11 protein-coding genes are annotated in these 15,116 nt (G+C 58.2%); all 11 read left to right on the forward strand.

Going from position 1 to position 15,116, the window contains the following annotated elements:
* The first annotated feature begins 18 nt into the window (after nt 1-18).
* The 11 genes from rplL (at nt 19) to JQN68_RS05700 (ending at nt 15,095) form a co-directional block, all read left to right on the forward strand.
* Nucleotides 19-405 carry a 50S ribosomal protein L7/L12 gene (gene rplL, locus JQN68_RS05650; RefSeq protein ID WP_225071558.1) on the forward strand — a complete coding sequence of 129 codons (387 nt, stop codon included), beginning with the start codon at nt 19-21 and terminating at the stop codon, nt 403-405.
* Nucleotides 406-497: 92 nt separating this feature from the next.
* Nucleotides 498-4,604, forward strand: a complete 4,107-nt coding sequence (rpoB, locus tag JQN68_RS05655) for a DNA-directed RNA polymerase subunit beta (protein ID WP_225071557.1) — start codon at nt 498-500, stop codon at nt 4,602-4,604.
* 39 nt (nt 4,605-4,643) lie between these two features.
* The gene (rpoC, locus tag JQN68_RS05660) at nt 4,644-8,828 is read left to right on the forward strand and encodes a DNA-directed RNA polymerase subunit beta' (protein ID WP_225071556.1); all 4,185 of its coding nucleotides are present in this window, start codon (nt 4,644-4,646) and stop codon (nt 8,826-8,828) included.
* 142 nt (nt 8,829-8,970) lie between these two features.
* On the forward strand, nt 8,971-9,342 hold the full coding sequence (gene rpsL, locus JQN68_RS05665; protein WP_225071555.1) for a 30S ribosomal protein S12: 372 nt from the start codon (nt 8,971-8,973) through the stop codon (nt 9,340-9,342).
* Nucleotides 9,343-9,364: 22 nt separating this feature from the next.
* Entirely contained in the window at nt 9,365-9,835 is a 471-nt protein-coding gene (gene rpsG / locus JQN68_RS05670) for a 30S ribosomal protein S7 (RefSeq protein ID WP_225071554.1), read from the forward strand.
* A gap of 36 nt (nt 9,836-9,871) precedes the next feature.
* Nucleotides 9,872-11,950 carry an elongation factor G gene (gene fusA, locus JQN68_RS05675; RefSeq protein WP_225071553.1) on the forward strand — a complete coding sequence of 693 codons (2,079 nt, stop codon included), beginning with the start codon at nt 9,872-9,874 and terminating at the stop codon, nt 11,948-11,950.
* 26 nt (nt 11,951-11,976) lie between these two features.
* On the forward strand, nt 11,977-13,167 hold the full coding sequence (gene tuf / locus JQN68_RS05680) for an elongation factor Tu (RefSeq protein ID WP_225071552.1): 1,191 nt from the start codon (nt 11,977-11,979) through the stop codon (nt 13,165-13,167).
* An 11-nt stretch (nt 13,168-13,178) separates the two neighbouring features.
* Nucleotides 13,179-13,487: a 30S ribosomal protein S10 gene (rpsJ, locus tag JQN68_RS05685; protein WP_225071551.1), complete on the forward strand. Its 309-nt coding sequence runs from the start codon at nt 13,179-13,181 to the stop codon at nt 13,485-13,487.
* Nucleotides 13,488-13,518: 31 nt separating this feature from the next.
* Nucleotides 13,519-14,154 (forward strand): 50S ribosomal protein L3, encoded by a 636-nt coding sequence (gene rplC / locus JQN68_RS05690; RefSeq protein ID WP_225071550.1) that lies wholly within the window; start codon nt 13,519-13,521, stop codon nt 14,152-14,154.
* 33 nt (nt 14,155-14,187) lie between these two features.
* Complete coding sequence (gene rplD / locus JQN68_RS05695) at nt 14,188-14,808, forward strand: 50S ribosomal protein L4 (protein WP_225071549.1); 621 nt, start codon at nt 14,188-14,190, stop codon at nt 14,806-14,808.
* Complete coding sequence (locus JQN68_RS05700; protein ID WP_225071548.1) at nt 14,808-15,095, forward strand: 50S ribosomal protein L23; 288 nt, start codon at nt 14,808-14,810, stop codon at nt 15,093-15,095. The genes rplD and JQN68_RS05700 overlap by 1 nt, the downstream gene beginning before the upstream one ends.
* The last annotated feature ends 21 nt before the right edge of the window (nt 15,096-15,116 follow it).

Here is a 15,116-nt window from a genome sequence, read left to right on the forward strand (position 1 = left end):
CTACGGAGGTTTATTCCCATGGCTGATATCACCAAAGAGCAAGTTGTTGCCTTTATCGAAAGCATGACCGTTCTGGAACTGTCCGAATTGGTCAAGGAACTCGAAGATAAATTCGGCGTTTCCGCCGCCGCTCCGGTTGCCGCCATGGCTATGCCGGCGGCCGGTGCCGCTGCTGCCGCCCCGGTCGAGGAAAAGGATGAATTCGACGTCATCCTGGCCAGCGCCGGCGAAAAGAAAATCAACGTTATCAAGGTTGTTCGTGCTGCTACCGGTCTGGGCCTGAAAGAGGCCAAGGACCTGGTCGATGGCGCTCCGCAGACCCTCAAGGAAGCGGTGGCCAAGGCTGAAGCCGAAGAACTCAAAAAGCAGCTCGAAGAAGCCGGCGCGACGGTCGAGCTCAAGTAGTTCCCCAATTACAGCGATGCCCTTAGCCAAGGCCGCTCTGTGCGGCCTTGGCTATTCTGCTTTCGTCAGCGATCTCAGCCAAAGGAGAAAACATGGCTTATTCGATTGCGAATAACCAGCTATTAAGGAAACACTTCACTCCGGTTAAAGGTGTCATCGAGATACCAAACCTGATCGATATACAGAAAAATTCCTATAAACGTTTCCTTCAGGCTGGTCTTCCTCCTTCCGCGCGGCAGAATATCGGGCTCGAAGCGGTATTCCGGTCGGTGTTTCCCATTCGCGACTTTGGCGACACCTGCTCCCTGGAATACGTATCCTATTCCCTTGGTACTCCCAAGTACGACGTCGCCGAATGCCATCAGCGCGGCATGACTTTTGCCGCGCCGGTCAAGGTCCGGGTCCGCCTGGTGACCTGGGACATCGACAAGGAATCCGGCGCTCAGGCAATCCGGGACATCAAGGAGCAGGAAGTCTATTTCGGCGAAATTCCGCTGATGACGGATAACGGTACCTTTATCATAAATGGCACCGAGCGGGTCATCGTCAGTCAGTTGCATCGCTCTCCCGGCGTCTTTTTCGATCATGACAAGGGCAAAACCCACTCCAGCGGCAAGATCCTTTACAGCGCACGGATCATTCCGTATCGCGGGTCCTGGCTTGATTTCGACTTCGACCACAAGGACATCCTCTATGTCCGCATCGACCGTCGGCGTAAGCTGCCGGCCACGGTTCTGCTGAAGGCCCTCGGGTTGTCCACCGAGGAGCTGCTGAACTATTATTATGATGTCGAAACGGTCCTGATTGCCCCCGAAGGTTATCAGAAGAAGGTCAATCTTGAACTTCTGCTCGGCCAGCGGGCCGCCAGTGATATTGTCGCCGCCGACGGTGAAGTGCTGGTCAAGGCGCATCGCAAGTTTACCAAGGCTGCGGTTCGCAAGATGGCTGAAAAGAACGTCGAGATCATTCCCATCGGAGAGGACGAGGTGCTGGGCAAGGTCGCCTCGACGGATATCGTTGACGCGGCCACCGGTGAGGTCGTCGTCGAGTGCAACGAAGAGATCACGGCCGGCAAGCTCGAGGAATTGCGGACCCGCGGTATCAACGAATTCAAGGTTTTGTTTATCGACCAGTTGCATGTCGGGCCCTACCTGCGCGAGACGTTGCTGCTGGATCGCATGACCAGCCCCGATGAAGCCCGCATTGAAATCTACCGGCGTTTACGGCCCGGCGATCCGCCGACCATCAAAAGCGCCAACCAGCTGTTCGAGAGCCTGTTCTTCAACGCGGAACGCTATGACTTGTCGGTGGTCGGCCGCATCAAGCTGAACTACAAGTTGGGCGTCGATCTGCCCGAGGATTGCACCACCCTCACCAGGGAAGACATCCTCGAGGTGGTGCGCTACCTTATCGGCCTGCGGGATGGCCAGGGTACCATCGACGATATCGATCATCTCGGCAATCGCCGGGTCCGGGCCGTGGGCGAGCTGCTGGAAAACCAGTACCGCGTGGGCCTGGTGCGCATGGAACGGGCCATCAAGGAGCGCATGAGCCTGCAGGAAGTGGACAGCTTGATGCCCCATGACCTGATCAATTCCAAGCCGGTCTCGGCCGTGGTCAAGGAATTTTTCGGTTCCTCGCAGCTGTCGCAGTTCATGGACCAGACCAATCCGCTGTCGGAAATCACTCACAAACGCCGGCTCTCGGCCTTGGGACCCGGCGGCTTGACGCGGGAGCGGGCCGGCTTCGAAGTGCGCGACGTGCATCCGACCCATTACGGTCGTGTCTGCCCCATCGAGACACCTGAAGGTCCCAACATCGGCCTCATCGCCTCGTTGTCGACCTATGCCCGGATCAATGAGCACGGCTTTGTCGAAACGCCGTACCGTATCGTTCGGGATGGCATGGTGACCAACGAAATCCGTTACTTTTCCGCCCTTGAGGAGGAAGGCCATGCCATTGCCCAGGCCAATGCGCCCCTCGATGACAATGGTCGCTTCGTCAATGAATTGGTCAACGCCCGCAAGGATGGCGAATTCATTCTGGTGCTGCGGGAAGAAATCGAATTGATGGACGTTTCCCCCAAGCAGTTGGTGTCCGTCGCCGCATCGTTGATTCCCTTCCTGGAAAACGACGACGCCAACCGCGCTTTGATGGGGTCCAACATGCAGCGTCAGGCGGTGCCCCTGCTGCGTTCCGATGCGCCTTTGGTCGGTACCGGCATGGAACGCATCGTCGCCCAGGATTCGGGGGCGGCGGTAGTGGCTCGCCATGACGGCGTGGTGGAGTCCGTCGATGCCAGCCGGATTGTGGTCAAGATTGACGAAGGGGAGATTGACGAAGAAGGCACCGGGGTGGATATTTATACCCTGACCAAATTCGCCCGCTCCAATCAGAACACCTGCCTGAACCAGAAGCCCATCGTCAAGGTCGGGGACCGCGTCAAGCGGGGTGGTATCATCGCCGACGGGCCCTCCACCCAATGGGGCGAACTGGCCTTGGGCCAGAACGTGCTGGTGGCGTTCATGCCCTGGGAAGGCTATAACTTCGAGGACTCGATCCTGATTTCCGAAAAGCTGGTCAAGGAAGACCGGTACACGTCCATCCACATCGAGGAAATGGAGTGCGTGGCGCGCGACACCAAGTTGGGCAAGGAGGAGATTACCTGCGACATCCCCAACCTGGGTGAAGATGCCCTGAAGGATCTGGACGAGAGCGGGATTGTCCGCATCGGCGCTGAAGTCAAACCGGGCGATATCCTGGTCGGCAAGATTACGCCCAAGGGCGAAACGCAGTTGTCTCCGGAAGAGAAGCTGCTGCGTGCCATTTTCGGCGAGAAGGCCGGCGATGTTCGGGACACCTCCCTGCGTCTGCCGCCGGGTATCGAAGGGGTTGTCATCGGCGCCCGGGTGTTTTCCCGCAAGGGGGCCGACAAGGATTCCCGGACCGAGTACATTGAAAAGACCGAGATTGAAAAACTGCTTAAGGACCAGCACGACGAAATCCGCATCATCCGTGATTCGGCACGCGGCAAGCTGGAGGGACTGCTGATTGGTCAGGTGGCGGCCGTTTCTCTGGCCGATGGGTCCGGCGATGTGCTGTTGGCACAGGGCACTACCATTACGGCTGAAGCCCTGACCCGTGTGCCTTTCATCCGCTGGGGTGAAATCAGCCTGGCCGACGCCGCCGACGCCGAGCAGAAGGTGGCTTCTCTGTTTGCTCGTCTGGGCGACCGCGAAGAGATGATCAAAGGGGTTTTCGCCGACAAGATCGAGAAGATCAAGCGCGGCGACGACTTGCCGCCCGGCGTGATCAAGATGGTCAAGGTGTATATTGCCATCAAGCGTAAGCTGTCCGTGGGCGACAAGATGGCCGGCCGCCACGGCAACAAGGGGGTCCTGTCACGTATCCTGCCCGAAGAGGACATGCCCTACATGGCAGACGGTACGCCGGTGGAAATCGTTCTTAATCCCCTGGGTGTGCCGTCGCGTATGAATGTCGGGCAGATTCTGGAGACCCATCTGGGTTTGGCCGCCCGCGGCCTGGGTCTGCAGATTCAGGAGGTCATCGATCGTCAGTTCAGCCCCGATGCCCTGCGTGACAGAATCGCCGCAACCTATGAAGACGACCATATCACGTCCTGGCTCAAGGCCCTGTCCGATGACGAAGTGGTGTCCCTGGCGCGTCAGTTGGCCCTCGGCATTCCCATCGCTTCGCCGGTTTTCGAAGGGGTCGGCGAAGACGAGATGAAGCGTCAGCTGGAACGGGCCGGGTACTCGACCACCGGCCAGATGACCCTCTACAACGGCAAAACCGGCGAACCCTTCAAGGAGAAGGTCACCGTCGGCATCATGTACATGCTGAAGCTGCATCACTTGGTCGATGACAAGATTCACGCCCGCAGCATCGGTCCCTACAGCCTGGTCACCCAGCAGCCTTTAGGGGGCAAGGCCCAATTCGGCGGCCAGCGCCTCGGTGAAATGGAAGTGTGGGCCATGGAAGCTTACGGGGCGGCTCATGCCCTGCAGGAATTCCTGACCGTCAAGTCCGACGACGTTACCGGGCGGACCCGCATGTACGAAGCCATCGTCAAGGGCAAGCACACGCTGGAGGCCGGGTTGCCGGAATCCTTCAACGTTCTGATCAAGGAACTCCAGTCCCTCTGCCTGGACGTGGAACTTCTCGAAGAGCAGGATTAGCATTCAACAGCATCATCCATCCCGTTAGGAGGGTGTGTTTTGGAAGATATCTTTAGCCTTTTTGAACGACCGAAAGATCCTTTGAGTTTCAACGCCATCCGGTTGTCCCTGGTGTCTCCGGAGAAGATCCGGGAACGGTCCTTTGGTGAAGTGAAAAAACCCGAGACCATCAACTACCGCACGTTCAAGCCGGAGCGCGACGGGCTGTTCTGCGCCAAGATTTTTGGTCCGACCAAGGATTACGAGTGCAACTGCGGCAAATACAAGCGCATGAAGCATCGCGGCATCGTCTGCGAAAAATGCGGTGTCGAGGTCATTCCCAGCAAGGTGCGCCGCGAGCGGCTCGGGCATATCGATCTGGCCTGCCCGGTGGCTCATATCTGGTTCCTCAAGTCCCTGCCGTCGCGCATTTCCACTTTGCTGGACATGACCCTCAAGGAAGTGGAGCGGATTCTATACTTCGAAGCATATATCGTCGTCGATCCGGGCGATACGCCGCTGTTCAAGGGGCAGTTGCTGACGGACGACAAATATGCCGAGATGATGGATGAATATGCCGGCCAGTTCGTGGCCAGCATGGGTGCGGAAGCCATTCGGGATTACCTCCTCGCCATCGATGTCGATGAGCTGTCCGTGTCCCTGCGTCAGGAGATGAACGAAGCCGCCAGCGAAGCTAAGCGCAAGAAGATCGCCAAGCGGCTCAAGGTGGTGGATGCCTTCAAATACAGCGGTAATCGTCCCGAATGGATGATTCTCGAAACCATCCCGGTGCTGCCGCCCGAGTTGCGGCCTCTGGTGCCGCTGGATGGCGGCCGTTTTGCGACCTCGGATCTGAACGATTTGTATCGCCGGGTCATCAACCGCAACAACCGCCTGAAGCGTCTCATGGAGCTGAGGGCGCCGGAAGTCATCATCCGCAATGAGAAACGGATGCTGCAGGAAGCGGTCGATGCCCTGTTCGACAACGGGCGGCGTGGTCGGGCCATCACCGGTCCGAACAAGCGTCCCTTGAAATCCCTGTCCGACATGCTCAAGGGCAAGGGTGGCCGTTTCCGCCAGAACCTGCTGGGAAAACGCGTCGACTACTCCGGACGTTCGGTTATTGTCGTCGGTCCGGAACTGAAACTGCATCAATGCGGTCTGCCGAAAAAGATGGCTCTGGAACTCTTCAAGCCGTTCATTTACAACAAGCTTGAGGAGCGCGGGTACTGCACCACCATCAAGAGCGCCAAGAAGATGGTGGAAAAGGAGAAGGCCGAGGTCTGGGATGTGCTTGAAGAGGTGATCAAGGAACATCCGGTCATGCTCAACCGCGCACCGACCCTGCATCGCCTGGGCATTCAGGCTTTCGAGCCGGTGCTCATCGAAGGCAAGGCCATCCAGTTGCATCCCCTGGTCTGCACCGCCTTCAACGCCGACTTCGACGGTGACCAGATGGCGGTGCATCTGCCGCTGTCCATCGAAAGCCAGATCGAGACCCGGGTGTTGATGATGTCCACCAACAACATCCTGTCGCCGGCCCACGGCAAGCCGATCATCGTGCCCTCTCAGGACATGATCCTGGGTCTGTACTATATGACCCGCGAACGTTCGTTTGCCCGGGGAGAAGGCAAGGTCATGGCCTCGCGGGACGAAGTGCGCATGGCCTATGACGCCGGTGAGGTCGATTTGCAGGCGCGCCTTAAAGTGCGCATGTCGCGGGTGCTCGGCGAAGCCCCGCAGCTCATTGAAACGACCGTGGGGCGGGTATTGCTGCGCGATATCGTGACCGAGGTCATTCCCTTCGAGCATATCAATCAGGTGCTGGGGAAAAAACAGGTGGCGAATCTTATCGATGTCTGCTTCCGCCTGGCCGGCAACAAGGAAACGGTCATCCTGGCGGATCGCCTCAAGGAGACCGGCTACCGCTTCTCGACCCTGGCCGGCATCTCCATTTGCCTGGACGACATGGTCATCCCCGAAACCAAGGACACCTTCATGACCAAGGCGGTTTCCGAGGTGACGGAGATCCAGCGGCAGTACACTGAAGGTCTGATCACCGACGGGGAACGCTACAACAAGGTCATCGATATCTGGGCCAAGTGCACCGAGGATATCGCCCAGACCATGCTCGAAACCCTTTCCAAGGATGAAGTCGTCAGCCCTTCCGGTGAAACGGTGAAGGTGCCTTCCTTCAACTCCATCCATATGATGGCGGACTCCGGAGCCCGCGGCAGCGCCCAGCAGATCCGTCAGTTGGCGGGGATGCGCGGTCTGATGGCCAAACCGTCGGGGGAAATCATCGAAACCCCGATTACGGCCAACTTCCGTGAGGGGTTGACGGTTCTGCAGTACTTCATTTCCACCCACGGTGCCCGCAAGGGTCTTGCCGATACGGCTCTGAAGACCGCCAACTCCGGTTACTTGACCCGGCGTCTGGTCGACGTGGCGCAGGATGCCATTATTACGGAGCAGGATTGCGGTACCCTGGACGGGATTCTCATGTCCGCTCTGACTGAAGGCGGGGAAGTCATCGAACGCCTGGGCGATCGCATTCTCGGTCGTGCCGCCCTCGAAGACGTGCTGGATCCGGTTACCGGCGAAGTCCTGGTGGAAGCCAACCAAGACCTCGATGAAAACCTGGTGCAGCGGATTGAGGACGCCGGCATCGAAAAGCTTAAAATCAGATCGGTACTGACCTGCCAGAGTCCGCGGGGCATCTGCGCGACCTGCTACGGTCGCGACCTGGCCCGCGGACACCTGGTCAACCTCGGCGAGGCGGTCGGCGTCATCGCCGCCCAATCCATCGGCGAACCGGGCACCCAGTTGACCATGCGGACCTTCCACATCGGCGGTACCGCTTCGCGGCGAGCCGAACAGACCAGCCTTGAAGCCCGCTTCGACGGCCAACTCAAGTACCTGAATCTGAACTGGGTTGTGGACAACGACGGGCACCACGTGGTCATGAACCGGAACGCCGAAATCGCCGTGGTCGACGAGACCGGCCGCGAGCGGGAGCGCTACGGGGTCGTGTACGGTGCGCGTTTGCGCATCGGCCCGGATGGCGCGGTCCGTAGCGGGGCCCTGCTGGCCGAGTGGGACCCGTACACCATGCCGATCCTGACGGAAATCGCCGGCCGGATTCGTTATGGTGACATCATCGAAGGCGTCACCATGGAGGAGCAACTCGATGATGTAACGGGCTTGTCCCGGAAGGTCATCATCGAGTCCAAGGGGGCCGACAAGCGGCCGCGCATCACCCTCAAGGACGAGGAGGGACGCACCGTCAAACTTCCCAATGGTGCTCCGGCGCGCTACATGCTGCCGGTGGGAGCGAACATCGTCGCCATCGAGGACGAGATGGCCAGTGCCGGTGCCATTCTCGCCAAGATTCCCCGCGAGACCACCAAAACCAAGGACATTACCGGTGGTCTGCCGCGCGTTGCCGAGCTTTTCGAAGCCCGCAAGCCCAAGGAGTATGCCATTATCGCCGAAATCGACGGGATCGTCGCCTTTGGCAAGGACTCCAAGGGCAAGCGCAAGGTCATCGTGACCCCTGATATCGGTGAACCGAAGGAATACCTGATTCCCAAGGGCAAACACATCAGCGTCCATGAGGGCGATCATGTGAAAGCCGGTGAAGCATTGATGGACGGTTCCAGCAACCCCCATGATATCCTCCGGGTACTGGGTGAAAAGGACCTGGCCAAATACCTGGTCGACGAAGTGCAGGAGGTCTACCGTCTGCAGGGCGTCAAGATCAACGACAAACATATCGAGGTGATCGTGCGCCAGATGCTGCGCCGGGTGCGCATCAAGGAGCCGGGCAATACCCGGTTCCTGGTGGACGATCAGGTGGAACGCTGGGAGTTCGAAACCGAAAACCAGCGAGTGCTGGCCGAAGGCGGCATGCCTGCCGTGGGTGAACCGTTGATGTTGGGGATCACCAAGGCCTCGCTGTCGACGGAGTCCTTCATTTCGGCGGCTTCTTTCCAGGAAACCACCAAGGTCCTGACCCAGGCCGCCATTGAGGGCAAGGTCGACTATCTGCGCGGCCTCAAGGAAAACGTCATCATGGGCCGCCTGATTCCGGCGGGTACCGGCATTTCAAAGTATCGCAGTGCCAAGTTGCTCATCGAGGATCCCGTCGAACCGGAAGAGGTGTTCCCCTTGGAGGGCGACGAAGAGGAAGAGCTGGAAGGTGACGAACTGCTGCTGGAAAGCGAGGCGGACAACCAGGAATAATGCCAGAAACAAGCCGGCGTGTGCGCCGGAAATAAAGCTTGACATTGTCTACGCGGATTGATAATGTGAGCGGGTTTTTCGCCCGCTAAATCCTAGTGGTTCTTTTTTAACTTAAGGTATTGTGATTTCGGGAGTTAAGTAGATGCCGACCATCAATCAGTTGATTCGCAAGGGACGCGAAAAGAAGATCCGCAAGTCCACTGCGCCGGCGCTCAAAGGTAATCCCCAGAAGCGCGGGGTGTGCACGAGGGTTTATACCACCACCCCTAAAAAGCCCAACTCCGCGCTCCGTAAGGTTGCGCGTGTGCGTCTGACCAATGGGATCGTGGTTACGTCCTATATTCCGGGTGTCGGCCATAACCTGCAGGAGCACTCCGTTGTGCTCATTCGCGGGGGGCGCGTCAAGGACCTTCCGGGTGTGCGCTACCATATTGTGCGCGGCACCCTGGATTTGGCGGGAGTCAAGGATCGCAAGCAGGCCCGATCCAAGTATGGCGCGAAGCGTCCCAAGTAGCCCAGGAGCGTGAGGGGAAACCATGCCGAGAAGAAGAGAGATAGCGAAGAGGGTCATCCTTCCGGATCCCAAATATAATGATCGAATGGTGGCCAAGTTCATCAATGCGATCATGCTCCAAGGCAAGAAAAGCACGGCTGAGGGGATTGTTTACGGCGCGTTCGATTTGTTGGCCGAGCGTTCCGGCGAAAATGCGCTCGAGGTTTTCAAGAAGGCCCTCGATAACGTACGGCCGGTGCTGGAAGTCAAGTCGCGTCGTGTCGGTGGTTCCACTTATCAGGTGCCTGTCGAAATTCGGGCCGACCGCCGCAATGCGCTGGGGATTCGCTGGTTGATCAACTATGCCCGCGGGCGTGGAGAGAAAACCATGCAGGAGCGTCTGGCCGGCGAGTTGCTCGATGCCGCCAATAATCGCGGTTCAACGGTGAAGAAAAAAGAAGATACGCACCGCATGGCCGAGGCCAACAAGGCGTTTGCCCATTACCGCTGGTAGTATTCATCCAGTCTTCAAGGAAGGAAGAAGTTCGTTGTGGCTCGTCTCGTAGCGTTAGAAAAGACCCGGAATATCGGCATCATGGCGCACATTGATGCCGGCAAGACCACTACCACTGAGCGTATTCTCTTTTATACCGGGGTTTCGCATAAGATTGGTGAGGTCCACGATGGCGCCGCCACCATGGACTGGATGGAGCAGGAGCAGGAGCGCGGCATCACCATCACTTCCGCGGCAACTACCTGTTTTTGGCGGGATAACCGCGTCAACATCATCGACACTCCCGGGCACGTTGACTTCACGGTAGAGGTTGAGCGCTCCCTGCGTGTTCTGGATGGGGCGGTGGCGGTTTTCTGTTCGGTCGGCGGGGTTGAGCCGCAGTCCGAGACCGTCTGGCGGCAAGCCGACAAGTACGGCGTGCCTCGCATGGCCTTCATCAATAAAATGGACCGCATCGGCGCTGATTTCAATCGCGGGGTCAATATGATCCGCGAGCGCCTGGGGGCCAACGCCATTCCGCTGCAGTTGCCCATCGGCAAGGAGGAAAACTTTGCCGGGGTGGTGGATTTGGTGGAGCAGAAGGCTCTCGTCTGGGATGATGAAACTCTCGGCGCCAAATACGAGGTGGTCGATATCCCGGAAGATATGCTTGCCGAAGTTGAGGCGGCCCGGGAGGCCCTGATCGAAGAGGTCTGTTCCCACGACGATGAATTGATGGACAAGTACCTTGGCGGCGAGGCCCTGACCATCGACGAACTTCGCGCTGGTATTCGCAAGGCCACCATCGGCATCAAGATCATTCCGGTGCTGTGCGGATCGGCGTTCAAGAACAAGGGCGTTCAGAACCTGTTGGATGCGGTGGTGGATTATATGCCTTCGCCTCTGGATGTGCCTGCCATTCGCGGCGTCCTGCCCGATTCCGATGTTGAGATTGAGCGTCCGGCCAAGGACGACGGCCCCTTTGCGGCACTCGCTTTCAAGGTTATGACCGATCCCTTTGTCGGGCAGTTGACCTTTTTCCGGGTTTACTCCGGGATTGCAGAGACGGGCAGCACCGTGCTGAATGCCAGCAAGGGGAAGAAGGAGCGCCTTGGTCGTCTGCTGAAGATGCACGCCAACAAGCGTGAGGAGATCAAGCAGGTCTATGCCGGCGATATTGCCGCCGCCGTCGGACTCAAGTTTGCTACCACCGGCGACACCCTGTGTGATCCGGATAACGCCTGCCTGCTTGAGGCCATGGAGTTTCCCGAGCCGGTTATTCATATCGCCATCGAACCCAAAACCAAGGGCGACCAGGAAAAGATGGGCACCGCGCTGGGCAAGCTGGTCCAGGAGGACCCCACTCTGCGCGTCCGGACGGACGAGGAGACGGGGCAAACCATCCTCTCCGGCATGGGCGAACTCCACCTTGAAATCATCATCGATCGGATGAAGCGTGAATTCAAGGTTGACGCCAATGTCGGAGCTCCCCAAGTGGCCTATCGGGAGACCATCACCAAGGCTGTCGAGGCGCAGGGCAAGTTCGTGCGTCAGTCCGGTGGGCGAGGTCAATACGGGGACTGCTGGCTGAAAGTCGAGCCGCAGGAACCCGGAACCGGTTTTGTCTTCGTCGATGACATCAAGGGCGGGGTCATTCCCAAGGAATACATTCCCGCGGTCGGCAAGGGCGCCGAGGAGGCATCCCAAAACGGTTTCCTCGCCGGGTTCCCCATTGTCGATGTCAAGGTCAGTTGTTTTGACGGTTCCTATCATGATGTCGACTCTTCGGAGATGGCTTTCAAGGTGGCCGGTTCCATGGGTTTCAAGGCCGCTGTCGCCAAGGCCAGCCCGGTTCTGCTGGAGCCGATCATGGCCGTTGAAGTGGTTGTGCCCGAAGAATATATGGGTGACGTCATGGGAGATTTGAGCAGTCGCCGTGGCAAGGTCATGGGTATGGATACCCGTGGCGGCGCTCAGGTCATCAGTGCCCATGTCCCCTTGGCCAGTATGTTCGGTTATGCCACGCAGTTGCGCAGTATGAGCCAGGGTCGTGCAACCTATACCATGGTCTTCGATCACTATGCGCAGGTTCCCAAGGCGATTTCCGAAGAAATCGTTGCCCGGGTCAAGGGCTGATAGCCCGAATTTCAGGAGGAAGCTTCATGTCGAAAGCCAAATTCGAGAGAAAGAAGCCGCACGTCAATATCGGGACGATCGGTCACGTTGACCATGGTAAGACCACGCTGACGGCAGCCATCACCAAGGTCATGGCGAGCAAGGGGTTTGCCGAGTTCAAGGCCTTCGACCAGATCGACAATGCGCCGGAAGAGCGGGAGCGCGGCATCACCATCGCCACCGCGCACGTGGAATACGAGACGGAGAATCGTCACTATGCCCACGTCGACTGCCCCGGCCATGCCGACTACGTCAAGAACATGATCACCGGTGCGGCGCAGATGGACGGCGCCATTCTGGTGGTGTCGGCCGCCGACGGCCCCATGCCCCAGACCCGCGAGCACATTCTGCTGGCCCGTCAGGTGGGCGTGCCGGCCATGGTGGTGTTTCTGAACAAGGCCGACATGGTGGATGACGCCGAGTTGATGGAGCTGGTGGAGTTGGAAGTGCGCGAACTGCTGAGCACCTACGACTTTCCCGGGGATGAGATTCCCATCATTTCCGGCAGCGCCCTGAAGGCCCTTGAGGGGGATCCCGGCGAGTTGGGCGAGCAGGCCATTTTCAAGCTGATGGAAGCCGTCGACTCCTACATTCCGCAGCCGGAGCGCGACATCGACAAGCCGTTCCTGATGCCGGTGGAAGACGTGTTCTCCATTTCCGGCCGCGGTACCGTGGCTACCGGTCGCATCGAGCGCGGTGTCATCAAGGTGCAGGAAGAGGTCGAGATCGTCGGCATGCGTGCGACCCAGAAGACGGTCGTGACCGGTGTCGAGATGTTCCGCAAGCTGCTGGATCAGGGTCAGGCCGGCGACAACGTCGGCGTGCTGCTGCGCGGCGTGAAGCGCGAGGACATCGAGCGCGGTCAGGTTCTTTCGAAGCCGGGCAGCATCACCCCGCACACCAAGTTCAAGGCCGAAGCGTACATCCTGACCAAGGAAGAAGGCGGTCGCCACACGCCGTTTTTCAACGGTTACCGGCCGCAGTTCTACTTCCGGACGACGGACGTGACCGGCGTGGTGGAACTGGCCGAAGGGACGGAGATGGTAATGCCTGGTGACAACGCCAGCATGACCGTGGCCCTGATTACGCCCATCGCGATGGACAAGGAACTGCGTTTCGCGATTCGCGAAGGCGGTCGCACCGTCGGCGCCGGCGTTGTCAGCGAAATTATCGAATAAAGGAAAACACCATGCAAAGCCAGAAAATCAGAATCCGTTTGAAGGCTTACGATCATAAATTGCTCGATCTTTCGGTGCATGAAATCGTCGATACCGCCAAGCGTACCGGGGCACGGGTCGCCGGGCCGATTCCACTGCCGACGGTTATCAACAAGTATTGCGTTCTGCGTGGTCCCCACGTGGACAAAAAGAGCCGCGAGCAATTTGAAATGCGCACCCACAAGCGGTTGCTGGATATCGTTGAGCCGACCCAGCAGACGGTCGACGCGCTGATGAAGCTCGACCTGTCCGCCGGCGTCGATGTTGAAATCAAGCTTTAAATCACATATTTGAGCGTTAAGGGAACACACCATGGTGAAGGGAATCTTGGGTAAGAAGCTGGGTATGACCCAGGTCTTTGCTGCAGACGGGAAACGCATCCCGGTTACGGTCGTGCAGGCCGGACCCTGTGTGGTTCTGCAGCGGAAGACTGTGGAAACTGACGGCTACAATGCCCTTCAGTTGGGTTTTGGTCAAAAAGCGGCGCAGCGGACCAACCAGCCTGCGATGGGCCACTTCAAGAAGGCGGGTCAGGGGGCTTTTCAGTACCTGCGCGAGCTGGATGTCGAAGGTATCGATGAGCATCAGGTCGGCGATGAGATTACCTGCGACGGGCTCTTTGCGGCCGGCGAATTGGTCGATGTCAGCGGGACCAGCAAAGGCAAGGGCTTTCAGGGCGTCATCAAGCGTTGGAACTTCTCGGGTGGCCGCAATACCCATGGTTCCATGTTTCACCGTCGCCCTGGCTCCATCGGCTGCAGCGCTTGGCCTTCACGGGTGTTCAAGGGCAAGAAGATGGCCGGCCAGATGGGCAACCGGAAGGTGACCACTCAGGGCCTCGAAGTTATTGATGTACGAGCCGGCGAGAACTTGATTCTCATCAAAGGAGCTGTTCCGGGCGCGGCCAACGGGCTGGTTGTAATCCGGAAAAGCCGCAAGGCGAAATAGCGGCTCCGTACTCAGATATCCTGGAGAAAGACCATGGCTAAGATTGCAGTATATGATATAAACCGGAATCAGGTGGCGGAACGTGAATTGTCCGACCTGGTATTCAATACCGAGGTCAAGGAATACTTGATTCACGATATGGTGCGTTATCAGCTGGCGGCACGCCGCCAGGGTACCGCAGCCTGCAAAAACCGCACGGCCGTGGCGGGTGGCGGTCGTAAACCGTACCGTCAAAAAGGCACCGGCAATGCCCGTCAGGGAAGTTCAAGGGCCCCCAACCATGTCGGTGGCGGCATTGTTTTCGGTCCGACGCCGCGCAGCTATGCCTTCAAGCTCAATAAAAAGGTCAAAAAAGCAGCTTTGCGGTCGGCCCTGTCGGCCCGCTACAAGGAAGAGCGCCTGGCCGTGCTGAATGAGATTGCCCTTGAGGCCATCAGCACCAAGCAGTTCGTTCAGGTTCTGGATCGCTTTGGTCTGGACAAGGTGCTGTTCGTGGTCGAAGGCGACAATCTGAACCTTGAACTTTCGGCGCGGAATCTGCCGAACGTTAAGGTTCTGAAGGCTGAAGGGGTTAATGTTTACGACCTGATGCACTACCCCAACCTGGTTTTGACCGATGGGGCTGTAGACCAGTTGGAAGGAGTGTTAGCCTGATGAAACCGTTGCATGAAATTCTGAAGCGGCCGTTGGTGACCGAAAAAACCGTTCAACAGGAGGGCGGTCCGCAGGTAATCGCCTTCGAAGTTGGTCGTTTGGCCAACAAACTTGAAATCAAGCAGGCTGTTGAAAAAGCTTTCGATGTCAAGGTGAGGACCGTTAACACCATCCTCGTCGCCGGTAAGGTCAAGCGGGTTGGGCGCAATATCGGCAAGCGCTCCAATTGGAAGAAGGCCTATGTTACCCTGGCCGAGGGCAGCAAGATCGACCTGTTCGGTGTTTAATCAGGTGCAATCAAGTCATAC

The organism is Desulfuromonas sp. CSMB_57, from assembly GCF_020194955.2.
Lineage (GTDB): Bacteria > Desulfobacterota > Desulfuromonadia > Desulfuromonadales > Syntrophotaleaceae > JAFCIY02.

Coding starts and splice junctions, on each gene's coding strand:
- rplL (WP_225071558.1), top strand. CDS start 19: ATGGCTGATATCACCAAAGAGCAAGTTGTTGCCTTTATCGAAAGCATG.
- rpoB (WP_225071557.1), top strand. CDS start 498: ATGGCTTATTCGATTGCGAATAACCAGCTATTAAGGAAACACTTCACT.
- rpsL (WP_225071555.1), top strand. CDS start 8,971: ATGCCGACCATCAATCAGTTGATTCGCAAGGGACGCGAAAAGAAGATC.
- rpsG (WP_225071554.1), top strand. CDS start 9,365: ATGCCGAGAAGAAGAGAGATAGCGAAGAGGGTCATCCTTCCGGATCCC.
- tuf (WP_225071552.1), top strand. CDS start 11,977: ATGTCGAAAGCCAAATTCGAGAGAAAGAAGCCGCACGTCAATATCGGG.
- rpsJ (WP_225071551.1), top strand. CDS start 13,179: ATGCAAAGCCAGAAAATCAGAATCCGTTTGAAGGCTTACGATCATAAA.
- rplC (WP_225071550.1), top strand. CDS start 13,519: ATGGTGAAGGGAATCTTGGGTAAGAAGCTGGGTATGACCCAGGTCTTT.
- rplD (WP_225071549.1), top strand. CDS start 14,188: ATGGCTAAGATTGCAGTATATGATATAAACCGGAATCAGGTGGCGGAA.
- JQN68_RS05700 (WP_225071548.1), top strand. CDS start 14,808: ATGAAACCGTTGCATGAAATTCTGAAGCGGCCGTTGGTGACCGAAAAA.